This window comes from Gordonia sp. p3-SID1431 (assembly GCF_025143765.1).
Classification (GTDB): domain Bacteria; phylum Actinomycetota; class Actinomycetes; order Mycobacteriales; family Mycobacteriaceae; genus Gordonia; species Gordonia hongkongensis.
In genome coordinates this window covers 1-18775 of sequence record NZ_JAMBDT010000101.1, presented here as the reverse complement: position 1 = coordinate 18775, position 18775 = coordinate 1, and the positions used below count along the sequence as shown (strand labels likewise).

Annotated in this window: 17 protein-coding genes and 1 pseudogene; 11 read left to right on the top strand and 7 right to left on the bottom strand. The window is 68.2% G+C overall.

Annotated elements, in window-relative coordinates:
- Nucleotides 1-49: 49 nt before the first annotated feature.
- On the bottom strand, nucleotides 50-460 hold the full coding sequence (locus tag M4D77_RS19935) for a globin domain-containing protein (protein WP_259937141.1): 411 nt from the start codon (nucleotides 458-460) through the stop codon (nucleotides 50-52).
- Nucleotides 461-593: 133 nt separating this feature from the next.
- A complete protein-coding gene (locus tag M4D77_RS19930) occupies nucleotides 594-1460 on the bottom strand; it encodes a helix-turn-helix transcriptional regulator (RefSeq protein WP_259937140.1) in 867 nt (288 codons plus the stop codon).
- A 171-nt stretch (nucleotides 1461-1631) separates the two neighbouring features.
- On the opposite strand from M4D77_RS19930, the gene M4D77_RS19925 reads away from it, so the two are divergent.
- Nucleotides 1632-2651 carry a zinc-dependent alcohol dehydrogenase family protein gene (locus tag M4D77_RS19925; RefSeq protein WP_259937139.1) on the top strand — a complete coding sequence of 340 codons (1020 nt, stop codon included), beginning with the start codon at nucleotides 1632-1634 and terminating at the stop codon, nucleotides 2649-2651.
- Nucleotides 2652-2691: 40 nt separating this feature from the next.
- Nucleotides 2692-3105 carry a cupin domain-containing protein gene (locus tag M4D77_RS19920; protein WP_065632591.1) on the top strand — a complete coding sequence of 138 codons (414 nt, stop codon included), beginning with the start codon at nucleotides 2692-2694 and terminating at the stop codon, nucleotides 3103-3105.
- Nucleotides 3106-3173: 68 nt separating this feature from the next.
- Here the strand turns inward: M4D77_RS19920 and M4D77_RS19915 are convergent, their stop codons facing one another.
- Nucleotides 3174-3839 (bottom strand): enoyl-CoA hydratase-related protein, encoded by a 666-nt coding sequence (locus M4D77_RS19915; protein WP_259937138.1) that lies wholly within the window; start codon nucleotides 3837-3839, stop codon nucleotides 3174-3176.
- The gene (locus M4D77_RS19910) at nucleotides 3836-4495 is read right to left on the bottom strand and encodes a helix-turn-helix domain-containing protein (protein ID WP_259937137.1); all 660 of its coding nucleotides are present in this window, start codon (nucleotides 4493-4495) and stop codon (nucleotides 3836-3838) included. The genes M4D77_RS19915 and M4D77_RS19910 overlap by 4 nt, the downstream gene beginning before the upstream one ends.
- Nucleotides 4496-4813: 318 nt before the next feature.
- Here M4D77_RS19910 and M4D77_RS19905 point away from each other — a divergent pair, with 318 nt between their 5' ends.
- Complete coding sequence (locus M4D77_RS19905) at nucleotides 4814-10312, top strand: carboxyl transferase domain-containing protein (protein ID WP_259937136.1); 5499 nt, start codon at nucleotides 4814-4816, stop codon at nucleotides 10310-10312.
- A 227-nt stretch (nucleotides 10313-10539) separates the two neighbouring features.
- Here the strand turns inward: M4D77_RS19905 and M4D77_RS19900 are convergent, their stop codons facing one another.
- Nucleotides 10540-11043 carry an SRPBCC family protein gene (locus M4D77_RS19900; protein WP_259937135.1) on the bottom strand — a complete coding sequence of 168 codons (504 nt, stop codon included), beginning with the start codon at nucleotides 11041-11043 and terminating at the stop codon, nucleotides 10540-10542.
- Nucleotides 11044-11091: 48 nt separating this feature from the next.
- Nucleotides 11092-12081 carry an AraC family transcriptional regulator gene (locus tag M4D77_RS19895; protein WP_259937134.1) on the bottom strand — a complete coding sequence of 330 codons (990 nt, stop codon included), beginning with the start codon at nucleotides 12079-12081 and terminating at the stop codon, nucleotides 11092-11094.
- 122 nt (nucleotides 12082-12203) lie between these two features.
- Here M4D77_RS19895 and M4D77_RS19890 point away from each other — a divergent pair, with 122 nt between their 5' ends.
- From M4D77_RS19890 to M4D77_RS19855, 8 genes and pseudogenes are all read left to right on the top strand, one after another.
- Nucleotides 12204-13439 (top strand): cytochrome P450, encoded by a 1236-nt coding sequence (locus M4D77_RS19890; RefSeq protein WP_259937133.1) that lies wholly within the window; start codon nucleotides 12204-12206, stop codon nucleotides 13437-13439.
- A gap of 3 nt (nucleotides 13440-13442) precedes the next feature.
- Nucleotides 13443-14480, top strand: coding sequence for an NADH:ubiquinone reductase (Na(+)-transporting) subunit F (locus tag M4D77_RS19885; protein ID WP_396266604.1), 1038 nt, complete (start codon nucleotides 13443-13445; stop codon nucleotides 14478-14480).
- Nucleotides 14481-14517: 37 nt separating this feature from the next.
- Entirely contained in the window at nucleotides 14518-14829 is a 312-nt protein-coding gene (locus tag M4D77_RS19880) for an EthD family reductase (RefSeq protein ID WP_259937132.1), read from the top strand.
- A 1-nt stretch (nucleotide 14830) separates the two neighbouring features.
- On the top strand, nucleotides 14831-15652 hold the full coding sequence (locus tag M4D77_RS19875; protein ID WP_259937130.1) for an IclR family transcriptional regulator: 822 nt from the start codon (nucleotides 14831-14833) through the stop codon (nucleotides 15650-15652).
- Between the two features lie 43 nt (nucleotides 15653-15695).
- Nucleotides 15696-16535 (top strand): 2-keto-4-pentenoate hydratase, encoded by an 840-nt coding sequence (locus tag M4D77_RS19870; RefSeq protein WP_259937128.1) that lies wholly within the window; start codon nucleotides 15696-15698, stop codon nucleotides 16533-16535.
- Nucleotides 16536-16543: 8 nt separating this feature from the next.
- Nucleotides 16544-17329, top strand: a complete 786-nt coding sequence (locus M4D77_RS19865; RefSeq protein ID WP_259937143.1) for a 2-keto-4-pentenoate hydratase — start codon at nucleotides 16544-16546, stop codon at nucleotides 17327-17329.
- 1 nt (nucleotide 17330) lies between these two features.
- A complete protein-coding gene (locus tag M4D77_RS19860; RefSeq protein ID WP_259937127.1) occupies nucleotides 17331-17537 on the top strand; it encodes a tautomerase family protein in 207 nt (68 codons plus the stop codon).
- 185 nt (nucleotides 17538-17722) lie between these two features.
- Nucleotides 17723-18493: pseudogene (locus M4D77_RS19855) on the top strand (DUF222 domain-containing protein); the annotation flags it as partial.
- A 93-nt stretch (nucleotides 18494-18586) separates the two neighbouring features.
- Here the strand turns inward: M4D77_RS19855 and M4D77_RS19850 are convergent.
- Nucleotides 18587-18775, bottom strand: a 189-nt coding sequence (locus M4D77_RS19850) for a 4-oxalocrotonate tautomerase family protein (protein ID WP_259937126.1), incomplete at its 5' end; no start/stop codon positions are given.

The following is an 18775-nucleotide window of genomic DNA, read 5'->3' as shown; positions in this document are numbered from 1 at the left end:
CCGGCGCCCGCCCGGCCGACCCGGAGTCGTGGTGAGTTGCCGGACTCGTTCAGTCGGCGACGGCGGGATACGCGTCGAGCATCAGGCCGGCGACCGCACCGAGAGCATCGGACCAGGCGGTGGTCATCTCGTCGGTCCACTCCGCGCCGCCGCGCTCGGCCATCGTCGCGATGAGCGCATCAGCCACCCAGCCGTACATCTCGGGCGTCACGCCGAGATCGTTGTGCCGGCGTCCCAGTGCGCCGAGCGTGCGGCCGAGCCACTCGGCGTCGTCGAGGCGGTCGAGGACCGCCGCTATGGCCTGCTGCAGCATTGTGGCCTGTGGTCGGAGATCGGCGCCGAACATCGGCCGGACCTCCGGATGTTCGGTGAACAATCGGTCGTAGAAGTCGAGCATCAACTTCTGTTCGTCGTCGATGACCAGGGAAAGGCTGTCCTGCAATACTTCTGGGTTCAACATGGTGGGGCTGCACCTCGTCGGAGTCGTGCGGTGTGACAATGACACAGTGTTTGTATCTCTGTAACATCTAGCACGACGCAAGGCGCTTTATCAGCGGAACGGCCGGACCGGCAGGATCTGACTGACGCGCGACTCAGAAGCCGGCGACCTCACTGGCCGCATAGGAAGCGAGCAATTGCAGGCGTTCCGCGCTGGGGGAGCCGGGCTCGGCGGTGTAGATCATCATGATCGTCCCGGGATCGGCGGTGACGGCGAGCTCTTCATAGGCCAGCGTCAGTTCGCCGACCACCGGGTGGTGGAAGCGTTTCGTCCCGGTGCCGTGTGTCCGGACGTTGTGCGCGGCCCAGAGGGTGCGGAAAGTGTCGCTGCGCGTGGACAATTCGCCCACGAGGTCCTGGAGCGCCTTGTCGTGCGGATCGCGGCCCGCCTCGGCCCGCATGATGGCGACGCACATCTCGGCGAACAGGTCCCAGTCCGGGTAGAAGTCACGACTGGCCGGGTCGAGGAACTGGAAACGGGCCAGGTTCGGCGTGCGCCCGCCGTCGCCGATAATCGGCGAATAGAAGGCGCGCCCGAGCGCATTGGTGGCCAGCAGGTCTTGATGCGAGTCGCGCACGAAGGCGACGGCGTCGGTGATGGCGTCGAGTGCCCAGGTCAGGCTGTGGCGAGAGGCCGTGGCCTTCGCCGAACGACGCCTCGGCCGTCCGGAGGCGGGTATCCCGTCGGCGGCCCGGGCGAGGTCGAGAAGGTGGGCGCGCTCCGTGTCGTCGAGTTGCAGGGCTCGCGCGAGTGATTCGAGAACCGACGACGACGCACCGGCGATGGTGCCCCGTTCCAGGCGGGAGTAGTACTCGACGCTCACCCCGGCGAGGGTCGCGACCTCGCTGCGTCGAAGACCGGGCACGCGGCGACTACCGCCGGCCGGGAGCCCTGCGGTCTCGGGCGTGATCTTCGCGCGGCGCGACATGAGGAACTCGCGAACCTCGGCACGGTTGTCCATACGCCCAGCGTAGGACGGGCGGCGGCCTCGAGGGGTGCCCTGTCAGTACACCTCCCGACAGGAACTGTCGCGGACGCGACGCATGCGGTTGCCTTGATGGGTGACCGCAGCTGCCGTCGTGCTCGTCTCGTGAGGCGAGCAGGTGGCGGAACCGACTGACGAGGAGAACACATGCGCGGAGTGATCATGGACGCCCCCGGCGCCATCCGGGTGGCCGATCGCGAGAACCCGACCATCCAGGAACCGACCGACGCGATCGTCAAGATCGCCGCGACCTGCGTCTGCGGGTCGGATCTCTGGCCGTACCGCGGCATCGAAGACGTCGACCACGCGCCGATGGGCCACGAGTACGTCGGCACCGTCACTGAGGTCGGGGACCAGGTGTCGTCGATCAGGGTGGGCGACTTCGTGGTGGGTTCGTTCTTCGCCTCGGACAACACCTGCGAGATCTGCCGCGCCGGCTACCAGTCCCGGTGTGTGCACGCCGAGCCGATGGGCGCCCTCGGCACGCAGGCCGAATACGCTCGGATTCCGCACGCCGACGGCACGCTCGTCCCGACTCCCGGTCAGCCGGATGCCGACCTGATCCCGTCGCTGCTCGCGGCATCGGACGTGCTCGGCACCGGTTGGTTCGGTGCCGTGGCGGCTGAGGTGGGTCCGGGTAAGACCGTGGCCGTCGTCGGCGACGGCGCGGTCGGACTGCTCGGTGTGCTGGCCGCGAAACAGCTGGGCGCCGAACGCATCATCGCGATGAGCAGGCACGCCGACCGGCAGGCGCTCGCCCGCGAGTTCGGGGCCACCGACATCGTCTCCGAACGCGGCGACGACGGCGTGGCACGGATCAAGGAGCTCACCGACGGGCTCGGTGCGCATTCGGTCATCGAAGCCGTCGGCACGCAGGAGTCGATGATGCAGGCCATCCGTTCGACCCGGCCGGGCGGCCACGTCGGTTACGTCGGCGTCTCGCACGACGTCGAACTCCCCGGCCTGGAGCTGTTCTTCTCCGGCGTCCACCTGCACGGCGGACCCGCCCCGGTCCGACGCTTCCTGCCCGACCTGATCGACCTCATCTGGAAGCGGGAGATCGATCCCGGCAAGGTCTTCGACCTCGCCCTCCCGCTCGACGACGCCGCCGAGGGATGCCGCGCCATGGACGAGCGCCGCGCGACCAAGGTACTGCTCACCGTCTGACCTCGGTCGGTACCCTCACGGCAAACGAAAGGTGTTCAGCATGAAGATCACTCGCAGTTCCATCGACACCGTCAAAGGTCCCGGCGACTGGTTCACCGGCGACGTCTACATCGATGCGGCGGCCGCCTCGCCACCGCCGTCCCGGGTGTCGGCAAGCCTCGTCCATTTCATGCCGGGGGCGCGGACGCACTGGCACCGGCACCCGCTCAGCCAGACGGTCTTCGTCACCGAGGGGATCGGCCTGTGCCAGCGGCGCGGTGGCCCCATCGAGGTCATCCGCCCCGGCGATCGCGTCCTCTTCGAAGCCGACGAGGAGCACTGGCACGGAGCCGCCCCCACGCGCCTGATGGTCCATCTCGCGATCAACGAGGGCGACGACGACCACGATGTCGTGCAGTGGCTGCAACCGGTCACCGACGAGGAGTACGGGCAGGCGCCGGATCTCGGGATCTGATCAGTCGAACCCGACGGTGGCCGGGGTCTTCGGGGTTGCCTGACACGTCAGCAGCCTGGATCGTTCTGTCATGATCGAGCTCGGCCATGCCGCAATGCCGTCGTCACCGACTCGAACATCGTCGACTTGATGGCCCCGAGGGTCGCCCGGTCCTTGCCGACGATCGGAGACAGCGTGTCCAGGGCTGCCCCGACGATCTCCCCCTCGGCCGCAGTGCCGTCGATCAAGCCGCCGTCCAGAGCTTCGGCGCTTCCGAAGCGATGACCGGTGCTCATCGCGACGAGCGCTGCCTGCGGGGTGAGTTTGGCCTGGATGAGCGCGGCCATCCCGGGGGTGAACGGGATGTTGATGTCCACTTCCGGGAAGCAGTAGTAACCGCGGTCGGCGCGCATGATCCGGAAGTCATGAGCGATGGCGAACATCGCTCCCGCCCCGAAGGCGTGACCGTTGACCGCTGCGACGGTCGGCAGCGAGAACGTGAGGATGCGCGCGAACAGCGTTTGTACGGCCTCGACGTACCAGTCGGCTCGATCGCCGTTGGCGATGAGCCAGTCCAGGTCCAGACCATTGGAGTAGAACTTGCCGTCGCCCACGGTGATCAGGCCTTTGGCGTTCGCCTCGGCGTCGTTGAGGAGTGAACCGACGGCGTCGAGCCGATCGGGGGAGAACCGGTTCTCGTCGTCGCCGATGGTCAGGATGGCGATGTCGTCCCGATAGTCCAGTGAAGCTGTCATGACGGGTCCTTTCGCGAAGAAGTGGACTGATGCGATGGTTCGGTTGGGGTGAGGGACAGTACGGCGCGGACCGCCGTTGCAATGCGTTCGCGGGTTGCGGCATCGGGGGTTCTCCTGCCGCGCAGAAGCAATGCAGTCGGAAGTTCGACCACGCAGTCTCTGATGACGGACACGGCGTCACGGTCTGCGCGCTGCCAGACCGCCTGGGACAACTCGACGAACAACGACGTCAACGACCGGTCGAGACCGCGGAGCTCCCTCGCGAGGTCGTCGGGAAGGTCATCGGACCCAAGCAGTTCTCCGCGATCGACCGTGAGTAGGAAGCCACCCCGCACAGGAGCTTCGAGCAAGAACCGTGCGGGCGCATCCGCGGCGACGACGACGGCTTGGACTGCGGAGTCACTGCGGCCGTCGCCGCCGGTGAGGACCGCGTCGACCGCTTCGCGCTGAGCGGCGAGGAATTGCTCGGCAGCGCGCAACCACACCCTTCCCACGAGACCCGCGCGCGACCCGAACGCGTGATAGATCGCGCCGTTGGACATCGAGGTGAGCTCCGACAGCGCACGAACCGTCACCGCCGCAGGGCCGGCCCGGACCGCCAAGCCCTCGGCCGCATCCATCAACTGCTCGAGGTCGTGCGTGCGAGGACGAGGCATAACGAAACTCTAACAGAGCACGCGCTCTGTAATGCCACCGCAGCCCGGGTCGACCCCGACTCGGGTTCGATGCAGCTCTCCTAGCGACTGTCGCCGAGGTGCCCGTGCTCCGAGGAGCCTGGCGGTTGCGCGAAATTGACCGCCTGAAGTCCGGATCGCGTGGTTTCGCGCACCTCGCGACGCGCCGTACTCGCGCGTAGCGATTTGACTCGTAAGAATCACAGCGTCGAACCACCCCGCGCGTCCCGGATCGCCACTGAGCTGGGCCGCTGCGCTGTACCGTACCTGCGGACCTTCAACCGCACGACGACGACGTGAATGGAGCCGGTGTTGTTTTCTCGTATCGCCATCGTGAACCGAGGTGAGGCCGCGATGCGGCTCATCCACGCCGTTCGGGGCCTCTCGGAAGAGACCGGGCAACCCATCGAGGTCATCGCGCTGCACACCGACGTGGATCGCAATGCCACGTTCGTACGTGAGGCGGACGTCGCATACGACCTCGGGCCTGCCGCGTCGCGTCCGTACCTGAACATGAAGGTGCTCGAGCACGCCCTGCTGGAGACCGGTGCCGACGCGGCATGGGTCGGTTGGGGCTTCGTGGCCGAGGATCCGCTGTTCGCCGAACTCTGCGATCGCATCGGCGTCACCTTCGTCGGGCCGTCGGCCGAGGCGATGCGCAAACTGGGCGACAAGATCGGCGCCAAGCTCATCGCCGAAGAAGTGGGCGTCCCGGTGGCGGCGTGGAGTCGCGGAGGTGTGGACACCCTCGACGAGGCCGTGGCCGCGGCCGCCCAGATCGGCTACCCGCTGATGCTGAAGGCCACGGCCGGCGGTGGCGGCCGCGGCATCCGCAAGGTCACCAGCGATGCCGATCTCCGTGACGCCTACACCCGCACCCGCGAGGAGGCCGAGCGCGCCTTCGGCAGTGGCGTGGTGTTCCTGGAACGGCTCGTCACCGGTGCGCGCCACGTCGAGGTCCAGGTCATCGCCGACGGCCAGGGCACCGCGTGGGCCTTGGGCGTCCGCGACTGCTCGGTCCAGCGACGCAACCAGAAGATCATCGAGGAATCGGCGTCGCCGGTCCTGCCCGCCGACCGCGTCGCCGAGCTCAAGGCGTCGGCGGAGCGGCTCGCCGTGGCCGTGGGATACCGCGGCGCGGCCACCGTCGAGTTCCTCTACCACCCGGGCGAGAACCTGCTCGCGTTCCTCGAGGTCAACACCCGCCTGCAGGTGGAACACCCCATCACCGAGGCGACGACCGGCTTCGACCTGGTCCGTGCCCAGCTGCACGTGGCGTCGGGCGGCCGCCTCGAGGGTGAGCCCCCGGTCGAGCGCGGGCATGCCATCGAAGCCCGCCTCAACGCCGAGGATCCCGACCGCGACTTCGCCCCCGCGCCGGGCCGGATCGACCTGCTCGAGCTGCCCGCCGGCCCCGGCATCCGCGTCGACACCGGCGTCAGCGAGGGCGACACCATCCCCGCCGATTTCGACTCGATGATCGCCAAGATCATCGCCTACGGACGGAACCGCGACGAGGCACTCGGCCGCCTCCGCCGGGCCATGCGCGAGACCCGCGTGATCATCGCCGGTGGTGCGACCAACAAGAGCTTCGTGCTGGAGCTACTCGCGCAGCCGCAGGTCATCGACGGTAGCGCGGACACCGGCTGGATCGACCGCGTGCGTGCCGAGGGCGGCCTCGTCGCCAACCGGCACTCGGCGATCGCGCTGATCGCCGCCGCCATCGACGCGTACGAGGAAGAGGAACTCGTCGAGCGGCAGCGGCTGATGTCGACGGCTTCCGGCGGTCGTCCGCAGGTGCAGCACGACAGCGGACGTCCGCTCGACCTGAAGCTGCGCGGCGTCGCGTATCGCGTCCGGGTCGGGGCCATCGGCGCGCACCGCTTCCGCGTGACCATCGAGGCGCCGGGCGAGATCCGCACCGCCGATGTCGACCTCGAACGCTTCGACGAGCATGCCGCGCAGCTCGTGGTCAACCGGGTGCGCTACCGCCTGCTCACCGACACCCACGGACCGATCCACCTCGTCGACGTGGACGGCGTCACCCACCGCGTCAGCCGTGACGAGGGTGGTGTGGTGCGCTCGCCCGCGCCGGCGCTCGTCGTCGCGACGCCGCTGCAGGCCGGCGACGAGGTCGACGCGGGCGCCCCCATCCTCGTGCTGGAGAGCATGAAGATGGAGACCGTCCTGCGCGCGCCGGTGCGCTCACGTGTCAAGGAGTGCGCGGTGTCGGTCGGCACCCAGGTGGAGACGGGCGCGACCCTGATGCGCCTCGAACCGCTCGCCGACGACGAGGACGACGCCGTCGAGGAGGTGGCCGCCGACGCCGTCGATCTGGAGCTGCCTGCCGAGCTCGAGGTCGATCCCACCGAGCGCACCACCCGCAGTCAGGAAGACCTCCGCAGCCAGCTGCTCGGCTTCGACGTCGACCCGAACCACCGGATGCGCCTGCTCGACGAGTACCTCGCCGTCCGGCGCGCCGCGTTCGACAGCGGCCGTCGTCCGCTGGCCGACGAGCTCGAACTGGTGACGGTGTTCGCCGACCTGGCCGAGCTGAGCCAGAACCGGCCGTCGAGTCATGACGTCGGTGTCGAGCACGTGCACAGCGCACGCGAGAACTTCCACACCTACCTGCAGAGTCTCGACGTCGAACGCGACGGGCTGCCCGCGGCGTTCCACGACCAGCTGAGCCGCGCGCTCAGCCACTACGGCGTGACCGACCTCGAGCGCACCCCGGAGCTCGAGGCCGCAGTGTTCCGGATCTTCCTCGCGCTGCAGAACCCGAACGACTCGGCCGCGGTGATCAACTCGCTGCTGTTGGAATGGCTCGACGAGCCGACCCCGCGCGACGAACTGCGCGACGCGGTGGGCACCGCCCTCGACCGCCTCGTCGCCGCCACCCAGGTCCGCTTCCCGGCCGTCGCCGACCTCGCCCGCGGCGTCATCTACGCCTGGTACGGCCAGCCGCTGCTGCTGCGTGACCGCGCCCGCGTCTACAGCAATGTGCGCAAACAGCTCAAGTACCTCGACGAGAACCCCGACGCCGCCGACCGCACCAGCCGCATCGACGACATGGTGCGCAGCACCGAACCGCTCGTCCGGCTTCTCGGCCAGCGCATCGAACGGCACGCCGACAACACGGTGATGCTCGAGGTGCTGACCCGGCGCTACTACGGCAACCGCGGCCTCGCCGACATCCGGATCCGGGAGGCCGGCGGGGCGACGTTCGTGGTCGCCCAGCGAGATGCCGGTGACATCGCTTCGGCCGCAGTCGGTTTCGACGCCCTGCCGGCGACGATCGGCGGACTCGCCGAACTCGCCCGCGACACCGCCGCGGTCGATGCCGACATCTACCTGGCGTGGGAGCAGCAACCCGACGACTTCGACGTGCTCGCCGGGACACTGCACGACATCGTCGCCACCAGTTCGCTTCCGCCGCAGGTGCACCGCGTCACCATCACGGTCGCCGGCAGCGCCGATGCGCGGATGCATCACCACGTGACCTTCCGGCCGTCGGCGACGGGTATGGCCGAGGAACGCCTGATCCGCGGACTGCACCCCTACATCGCGCAGCGCATGCAGATGGAACGGCTCCGTAAGTTCGACCTCACCCGACTGCCGTCGTCGGACGACGAAGAGGTCTACCTCTTCCGTTGTGTCGCAAGGGAGAATGCGTCGGACCGCCGTCTCGTCGCCTTTGCCCAGGTCCGCGACCTGACCGCACTGCGCGACCAGGACGGCCGCCTGCTGACGCTGCCGACCGCCGAGGCGGCGCTCGCGTCGTGCGTCGACTCGATCCGGCGCGCGCAGCGCGGTTCCACCAACCTGTCCAGCGCCAACCGGATCATCATGTACGTGTGGCCGCCGATCGACGTCGACGCCGACGTCCTCGACGCGATCGCCGACCACATCCGCGGCACGACACAGGGAGTGGGGCTCGAAGAGGTCCAGCTCATCGCGCGTCGCCGCGACCGCGACACCGGCGAGCTGAGCAAGGTCTCGGTCCATTTCTCGGTCAACCCGACCGGCGGGTTCGACGTCCGGGTCGTCGACCCGACCGACGAGCCGATCGAACCGGTCGACGAGTACCGCCAGAAGGTGCTGCGGGCAGCCAAGCGCAACACGGTCTACCCGTACGAATTGGCAGCCATTCTGGGCGATTTCACCGAGTACGACCTCGACGCCGAGCAGCGTCTGGTGCCGGTCGACCGGGCCAAGGGTCGCAACTCCGCGGCGATCGTCGCCGGTGTGGTCACCACCCCGACCGAGAAGTACCCGCGCGGCGTCACCCGCGTGGTCCTGCTCGGCGACCCGACGAAATCGCTGGGCGCGCTGGCGGAACCGGAGTGCAGCCGGCTGGTCGCGGCGCTCGACCTCGCCGAGCAGATGCAGGTCCCGCTCGAGTGGTACGCACTGTCGTCGGGCGCGCGGATCTCCATGGATTCCGGCACGGAGAACATGGACTGGATCGCCCGGGCGCTGAAGCGCATCGTCGAGTTCACGCAGGCCGGCGGTGAGATCAACATCGTCGTGGCCGGGATCAACGTGGGCGGGCAGCCGTACTGGAACGCCGAGGCGACGATGCTCATGCACACCAAGGGCATCCTCGTGATGACACCGGAGTCGGCCATGGTGCTCACCGGCAAGCAGTCGCTGGACTTCTCCGGCGGTGTGTCGGCGGAGGACAACTTCGGCATCGGCGGTTACGACCGCGTCATGGGGCCCAACGGTCAGGCGCAGTACTGGGCGCCGAATCTCGGTGCCGCACGGGATCTTCTGATGGCTCACTACGAGCACACCTACGTGGCGTCGGGCGAGCAGACCCCGCGTCGCGCGATCACGAGCGACCCGGTGGACCGCGACATCTCCGACTACCCGCACGTCCTGGCGGGCAGCGACTTCACCACGGTCGGACAGATCTTCTCGGCGGCCACCAACCCGGACCGCAAGAAGCCCTTCGACATCCGCACGGTGATCCGCGCCGTCGCCGACCAGGACCACCCGGTGCTGGAGCGCTGGGCGGGGATGGCCGACGCGGAGACCGCGGTCGTGTGCGATCTGCACATGGGCGGAATCCCGGTGTGCCTGTTGGGTATCGAGTCGAGGGAGGTGCCGCGCCGGGGATACACCCCCACGGACGGTCCCGACACCTACACGGCCGGCACGCTGTTCCCGCAGTCGTCGAAGAAGGCGGCACGCGCGATCAACGTGGCCAGCGGAAACCGTCCGCTCGTGGTGCTGGCCAACCTGTCCGGGTTCGACGGATCGCCGGAGTCGTTGCGCAAGCTCCAGCTGGAATACGGCGCGGAGATCGGGCGGGCCATCGTGAACTTCGAAGGCCCCATCGTGTTCTGCGTGATCTCGCGCTACCACGGTGGTGCATTCGTGGTGTTCTCGAAGGCGTTGAACCCCAACATGACCGTGCTCGCGATCGACGGGTCGTTCGCGTCGGTGCTCGGCGGTGCCCCCGCGGCGGCGGTGGTCTTCGCCGGCGACGTGGCCAAGCGGGTCAGTGCCGACGCACGGGTGCGCGAACTCGAGGCGGAGACCGCACAGGCCACCGGCCCCGACCGCTCACGGCTCAACGCCGAGCTGGCCGATCTGCGTCAGTCGGTGCGAGCGGAGAAGATCAGCGAGATCGCCGCGGAGTTCGACGCGGTGCACAGCATCCGACGCGCCGTCGAGGTCGGTTCGGTCGACGCGGTCATCCAGGCCGACGAGCTCCGGCCCCAGATCATCGGCGCGATCGAGAAGTCGCCGGCGTGGGGTCGGCAGGACTCGCAGGTGGCCAGCTCGTAGAGCCTGCGCTCCTTGATCCGAAAGAGCCTGTATGTGCTAGGAGCGAGCCCAACTACTGCTCCCTGAGGAGGCCGGAGCTTGCGAGCGTCACCCCCCGCTCCCTGAGGAGCGAGCTTGCGAGCGTCACGAAGGGTCTTCGCAACTCGCCTCGGAAGACCCTTCGTGACGCGCCCTCCGCAAGCTCCGGGCGCTCCTCAGGGAGCGCGGGGGCAGGTCGTTCTTTCGGATCAGGGAGCAGAGACACCGCGTTCGACGATCTCCTTTATCGCCGCGAGGGTGACCGGAATCCCCGACAGCGCGGCGTCGCGGCGCTGCTCGAGTTGGGCGTCGGCGTCGTCCCCGAACCGCTGTGCGAACAGCTCGAAGCCGCCCGGGTGGACGGCCCAGGACTCGGTCAGCGTCGCGCCGTCACCGTCGGGTGTGATCGTGTACGACCAGCGGACGGCGTTCTCGTTCACCATCCACGCGAACTCCCGTGGTTCATCGGCGACGACGACCCGTGAGCGGGTTTCCCACACGCGTTCGGGGGTCTCATTGCGGCCGTGGAAGTAGGCGCCCACCACGGGTCCGGTCGCCGGGTCCTCCCACCAGCAGGCCTTGCAGATCGGGCTCCACTCGCCGGTGCGCGCGATGTCGGTCACCACGTCCCAGACCTGCTGAGGCGTGGCGTCGACGGCGATGGACTCGGAGTGGGTGAATCGGGCACTGCGTTCGGTGTCGCTGGTCGTCATGGGTCCCTTCCTGCGGTCGCGTACGGACCATCCTAGGGAGGGCACTGCTCAGAGAGCGGCGGTCCGGTACCGAGACGGACTGACCCCGAAGGCCCGGCTGAAAGCGCGACTGAAGTGCGACGGGTCGCGGAACCCGACCTGGGCGCAGATGTCGGCGACGCCGAGCTCGCTCTGGGCGAGCAGGGCGCGGGCCTTCTCGAGGCGTCGAGCGTACAGCCAGGCCCGCGGTGTCGTGCCGGTGGTGCTGAACAGCTTGTGCACGTAGCGCACCGACATGCCGACCTCGGCGGCCACGAGCGCGACGGTGTGGTCGGGATCGTGGAGGTGCCCCAGCATCGCGTTCTGGACGACCCGCAGGTCGGCGGCATGTATCCGGTCGGTCGCAGTGCGGGGTGAGATCTGCTCGGTCACCGCACCCGCGACCATGTCGAGCACGGCGGTCGCCACCGTGGCGGACGCGGGCACCGAGATCCCCTGCACCTGGGCTGCGACGTCGACCAGGAAGCCCGACACCAGCCGTCCGATGCCCGAGTCGACCGCGATCGCGCAGCCCGTCGCGTCGTCGATGACGTCGTGTGTCGTCCGTGCGGCGAGCTGCTCGCGCGGGGCGCGGACCACGATCTGCTCGAACTCGGTCGCGCCGCTGACCACGAAAGGTGCAGTGGCGTCGATGATCCCGAAGGCGCCGTGCTGCAGCAGGCCGGTCCGTTCGCCCTGTGTGATAGTCGCGGCTCCCCGCGTGATGAGGCAGAGCAGATAGTCGTCGGCCGGGTCGGACTCGATCATCGCCGGTGTGCGGACGACGGTGTGCGGATCCGCGCGGACGACGCTCACCGACAGGCTGCCGACCGGGCGGGCGACGATCTGGGCGGTGAACGGCCGGCGAACCTGCGGCCAGTCGATGTCCATCTCGCAGAAGGTGGCGTCGAGGGCCTCCGCCCACCGGACTCGACCCTCGGCACTCGCCAGTTCGCGCGTGCTCAATTCGACAGAACCGGCGGTGCACACGGAGTCATCCATCGGTGCATTCGCAGTCATTCTCTCCCCTCACCTCCACCCATAGTGTTCCAGATCACAAGACATTGCCGACGTGGCCGGTGGCATGACCGAACGGACCGGCCGCCGACATCCGATATCCCGAACGACGACGGAGAGTCACCATGACCGCAGTACAGCCCGCCCACGACGTCACCCCGAAGTTCGTCGAAGAGATCACGATGGCCGAGCTCGAGGCCGATCCGTACCCGTTCTACGAACGGCTTCGGAAAGAGGCGCCAGTGGCGTTCGTGCCGTCACTGGGGATGTACATCGTCTCGACCCGTGAGCTGTGCATGCAGATCGCGAAGGATTCGGACAATTGGCCTGCGGTGATCTCCCCGGCGGGCGGGCGCACCTTCGGTCACGGAGCGCTGCTCAACACGAACGGTCCCGAGCATCGCGATCTCCGCGACATGGTCGAGCCGCACCTGCAGCCGTCGGCCGTCGACAACTACATCGACGACCTGGTCCGGCCGTACGCTCGCGAACTGCTCGAACGGATCGAGGACAACGGCTCGGCCGACATCGTCGCCGAGTACTGCGAACCGGTCAGTGTCCGGGCACTCGGCGATCTGCTCGGCCTGGGTGACGTGAGCACCGACAAGCTGCGGGAGTGGTTCCACAAGCTCAGCGTCTCGTTCACCAACTCCGCGATGACCTCCGACGGCGAGTTCGCCAACCCGGACGGCTTCGTCCCCGGTGACGAGGCGAAGGCCGAGATCATCGCGCATGTCGACCCCAAGATCGATGAGTGGATCGTCAACCCCGACCACAGCGCGATCTCGCACTGGCTGCACGACGGGATGCCCGAGGGGCAGACGCGCAGCCGCGATGTCATCTACCCCAACCTCTACGTGTTCTTGCTCGGCGCGATGCAGGAGCCGGGACATGCGATGGCCACCACGCTCGCCGGCCTGTTCAGCCGGCCGGACCAGTTGGAGCGGGTGGTCGACGACCCGGGCCTCATCCCGCGGGCGGTGGGCGAGGGCATGCGGTGGGTCGCACCGATCTGGTCGGCGGCCGCGAAGATCGCCACCGACGAGGTCGTGGTCGGCGGGGTGACGATCCCGCAGAACTCCGTGGTGATGCTCTCCTACGGTTCGGCGAATCAGGACGAGAACGCCTACGACGCCCCGACCGCCTACGACCTCGACCGCGCGGTGATCCCGAACATGACCTTCGGCGGCGGTGTCCATGCCTGTGCGGGAACCTACTTCGCCAACAACGTGATCAGGATCGCGCTCGAGGAACTCCTGGAGACGATCCCCAACATCGAGCGCGACACCGACCACGAGGTCAACTTCTGGGGCTGGGGCTTCCGTGGCCCCAAGGAACTCCACGTCCAGTGGGAGGTCTGAGGCGTGACCACCACACATCGTGTTCGTATCCAGGGTTCGGACACGCCGCTCGAGGTCGCCGCCGATCAATCGGTTCTCGATGCGGTTCTGCGCGCGGGGGAATGGCTGCCGCACTCCTGCACGCAGGGGACCTGCGGTACCTGCAAGCTCCGAGTACTCGACGGCGAAGTGGCGCACAATGACTCACCCGACTACACGCTGACGCCTGCCGAACGGTGTGCCGGGCTGGCGCTGGGTTGCATGGCCACCCCGTGCTCGGACCTGGTCGTCGAACCGCTGGGCGCCGCGGTCGACGACGGAGCGCCCCGACATCCCCTGCGCGATCACGACGGCACCGTCGTCGTCCTGGACGACATCGCCACCGATACGCGCCGACTCGTCGTCGAACTGGACGCGCCGATGTCGTTCAACGCCGGCCAGTATGCGGAGCTGGTTATTCCCGGTACCGGTGTGGGGCGTCAGTACTCCATGGCCAACCCGCCGTCGGAGTCGAAGCTCCTGGAGTTCCACGTGAAGCGCACCGTCGGTGGAAGAGCAACGGAGGGTTGGATCTTCGGTTCGCTGGCGGTGGGGGAGCGGATCGAACTCCGCGGACCGCTCGGCCAGTTCCATCTCGTCCGCGAGCAGGCCGAGCCGGCGATCCTCATCGGCGGCGGCACCGGACTCGCCCCGCTGAAGTCCATCGCCCGCCACGTGCTGGACCACGGCCTGGTCCCCGAGCTGTACCTCTACCACGGCGGCCGACGCCGCGACGACCTCTACGACGTCGAGTTCTTCCGCGAGCTGGAGGCGGGGCACGACAACTTCCACTACCGGCCCGTCCTGAGCGAGGAGCAGTGGGACGGTGCGACCGGGATGGTCACCGACGTCGTCGTCGAGGACTTCCGCAGCTGTAAAGGACTGAGCGCCTACCTGTGTGGGCCACCGGCGATGATCGAGGCCGGCGTCCGGGCGCTCAAGCGCCGCCGGATGGCGCCTCGGCTCATCTTCCGCGAGGAGTTCACCGTCGCCGCGCCCGCGGCAACGATCGCCGCGTCGTGACACTTCCGCCCCGACCTCCGACCCCGAAAGGCAAGCCATGTACCGACTGACCGTGATCTACGGACACCCGCTCGACCCCGCGGCCTTCGACCGGCACTACGAGACCGAGCATGCCGAGCTGGTCCGCCGCATTCCCGGACTGCGACGGTTCGCCGCGGGCAAGTGCGAGTCCCTGGACGGCACCGAACCGGCCTCCTACAGCGTGGCCGAGCTGTACTTCGACTCCAAAGAGGCGCTCGGCCAGGCCCTCGGCTCACCCGAAGGCCAGGCCGCGGCCGGTGATGTCGCGAACTTCGCCACCGGGGGAGCCACCATGCTGTTCAGCGACGAGTCGTTGGTGGGACCCTGACATGGCCGCTCTGCAAACGGTTCAGAAGATCGGCCCGGTGCTGGACCTGTTCACCGTCGAACGGCCGGAGTGGGGAGTGTCGGAGGTCGCGGGCGAGCTCGGCGTCCCCCGATCGAGCGCGCACGCGCTGTTGGCCTCCCTGGTCGACATCGGCCTGCTGCAGTGCCGCGCTCGCGGCCGCTACCGCATCGGCTGGCGCGTCGTCGAACTCAACCAGGCACTCCAGGGCACGGTCGACGTCAAGTCGTGCGCCGCGCCGATCCTGCAGGCGCTGTCCGAGAAATTCGGCGAGACAACCCATCTCGCGGTCATGGAGCGCTATCGGGTGATCTACGTCGACAAGGTGCTCGGCAACCACGTCATCAACGTGTCCGGCGCCCGGATCGGCGCGCAGCTCGATGCGCACTGCAGCGCGGTCGGCAAGGTGCTGCTCGCTCATTGCGATCCGGCCCAGCTCGCCCGCAACGTCACCGACAAGCCGTTGCGGCGTTACACGTCGTCGACCGTCACGGACCCGGAGGAGCTCGCCGGTGAACTGAAGAGCGTGCTGCGCCGGGGCTGTGCTTTCGACCTCGCCGAGGCGGTGCCCGACGTGCATTGCGTCGCGGCACCGATCCGTGACGAGATGGGTGTAGTCGTGGCGGCGATGTCGATCACCGCGCCCGCCACGAGATTCGTACCCGCCCAACACGAGTTCCGTCGTGCGGTGATCGCGGCCGCGGCCGATGTGTCCCGCGCGCTCAACACCTCGACCGCCGACCTGTCCGCGCCGCTGCGACTGCCCGAGCGTGAGGTCTCCGTGCTCCACGCAGTGGCCGGATGAACCACGTCTCCCGTCCCCTCAACTCGGAAGGATCGCGGCGATCATGACCGTCCACCCCGACGACGCCGAGCTCGTACGAGCCACCGCCGAAGCACTTCTCGACGCGTACCGCGACCACACCCCGATCGAACCCATCGCATCTCGGTTCACCGGACGCCCCCTCTCGACCGCCTATGAGATCGCGCTCGCCCAGGTACAGGACTGGGAGAAACACGGCGATGTGGTCAAGGGACACAAGGTCGGCCTTGCCTCGCGGGCGATCCAACGCCAGATGGGCGTCGACCAGCCTGATTTCGGGCATCTCACGGCGAGCATGTTCCACCTCGAGCACGCCCCGATCCCGGCCGACACGTTCATCCAACCGCGCATCGAGCCGGAAATCGCTTTCGTGCTGGCGAAACCCCTTCGCGGACCGGGTGTCACGGTCGCCGAGGCGGCGGCCGCGGTCGACTTCGTGCTACCCGCACTCGAGATCGTGGACTCACGCATCCGCGACTGGCAGATCGGCATCTTCGACACCATCGCCGACAACGCGTCGTCGGGCGGGGTCATCCTGGGCAGTCGTCCGGTACCGCTCGTCGACGTCGACCTGCGGATGGCCGGTTGCAACCTGCATGTGAACGGCGAACTCGTCGACACCGGAGCCGGTGGCGCCGTGCTCGGATCGCCGATCAATGCCCTGGTCTGGCTGGCGAACACCGTCGGACCGCTCGGCGTGACGCTCGAACCCGGCCACGTGGTCCTGCCCGGCTCGATGACCGCGGCCGTGCCGGTCTCGCCGGGGGACACCGTGGTGGCCACCATCGCCGGGCTCGGCAGCGTGACCGCGGTCCTGGGCGCCGCAGGCGCCGGTACCGAACGACCAGAAAGTGAGATGACGTGACCGACAACATGGTCGACGACTGGAGCGCGGCGCGTGTCGCCGACGTCCTGCTGACCGCCGAACGATCACGGACAGCGCGGACCTCGATCCAGCATGACTGGCCGGGCCTGACGCTCGACGTCGCCTACGCCGCGCAAGACATCGCTCTCGCCGATCGGCGCTCGCGCGGTGAGACCGTCACCGGCATCAAGCTGGGCTTGACGTCGCGGGCCAAGCAGAAACAGATGGGTGTCGACGAACCGTCGGTTGCGTGGCTGACCGACGCGATGGTGTTGCCTGCGGGACTGCCGGTCCCGCGGCAGCGACTCATCCATCCGCGCGCCGAGCCGGAGATCGCCTTCGTGCTCGGGCGGCCGCTGACCGGTCCCGGGGTCACCGCGGCGACCGCGCTCGCCGCGGTGGATCATGCGATGGCCGCGATCGAGATCATCGACAGCCGGTACTCCGGGTTCAAGTTCACGCTCGCGGACGCGGTGGCCGACAACAACTCCTCCGGCGTCTACGTGACCGGCCCGGTCATCCGCGATGTCGCGGACGCCGACTTCGGACTCGAGGCGTGCCTCCTCGAGGTCGACGGCGACATCGTCGCCACCGCGACCGGTTCGGCGGTCCTGGGTCACCCCGCCGAGGCACTGGCGTTCGCCGCCAACACCTTCGGAGCCCGCGGTATCACCCTCGAGGCGGGTTGGGTGGTCCTCACCGGCGGAATGACCGACGCGGTTCCCGTCGGACCGGGCAGCCGGGTCGCCGCGCACTTCACCACACTCGGTTCCATCACGATCGCGGGAGGTTGAGATGCCGTTCATCGACGTGACCATCGCTCAGGGGCGCTCACCCGATGAGGTGCGAGCACTGATGCGGGAACTGACGGCGGCCGCCCATCGTGCGATCGGTGCCCCGGTCGCGAACATCCGAGTATGCGTCCGCGAGGTCCCGACCACCCACTGGTCGGCGGGCGACGTCACCGTTGCCGAACGTCAGGCGGCGAACACGGAATCGTGAGGCGCGGGAGGAGCTGCTCGCTACTGTCCACGGGAACTGCAAGACACTGGTCCCTGATTCGAAAAGGCCGCTATACCTGCAGTCCGGCCGGTGACCGGCAGACTTCAACTCGACCGATGGACTTCGATTGAAGTCTAGGAGTCGAGTTGAAGTCTGTTGGTCACGGGGCGTGTCAGCTCTGCTCCCTGGCCGTCCGGGTAGCCGACGTCGATCCCGAGAGTGTTGCCCGCTGATGATGCGTCGTTGAACACGGTGCACATGCGGGTGACCGAGCAGGGCAGAGTCGCGATCGCCGCGGACGTGACCGCGGTGATCGGGGAGAAGTTCCTGTCGATGATCGACGAACGATCCTGCCCGCGGCCGGAACCCGACGGCGCCGAGGATCGTCGCAGTGTCGGAGAACGCCGCGCCGACGGTTTGGAACTATTGCCGGATCAGGCGGCGGTCGGTGCGGCGATGACCACCGCTGGCGCGCTTCGCACCCAGGTGCTGGTGACCATCCCGGCCGACAACACCGATCCGGCGCGGTTGCCGTGGGTCGGTGCGGTCACGGCGTCGACGGCACGACGACTGTCCTGCGACGGTGGGGTGGCCGAGATCGTGCTCGACACCGAGGGCGTGCCGTTGCGGAAGGGCACCACGAATCGGCTGTTCCCACACCACTTACGTCGAGCGATCATCGTTCGCGTTATGTGCTGTGTGAAATGCGTTGCCCCCGCAGCGCATACGCAGGTCCACCATCTCGTCCATAGGGCTGATGGTGGTCCGACTGATCTGGACAACGGGTGCTTGCTGTGTCAGCGCTGCCATACCCAGGTCATCACCATGGCTGGGAGGTGGTGATGGGTCCTGATCGGCATCCGTGGCTGATCCCGCCGGCCGACATCGACCCCCGACGGTTACCCCGGCCTGCCTACAACCGCCGCACCATGCGACTCGACGACGCCCTCGTGTAGTCGCCAACCCTAGAACCACCGCGCCCAGACTCTCCGGCGTCGACTCCGGCGCCACACGACCTTTGACAACTCCACAGGGTGGATGTGTCGGGCTCAGCGAGCCGCGCGGAGTGCGATCTCCGACGCCCGGACATCACTCGCCGGCTGGCCGGCGATGCCCCAGTTCTCCGGCGCCACCTCGACAATCTGTCCACGGACGCCCGAGCGTTCAACGTCCAGGTGCTCGACGACGAGGTCGGTGAACGCGGCCAGAAGTTCCGAACGTTGCTGCGGCGGACGGCC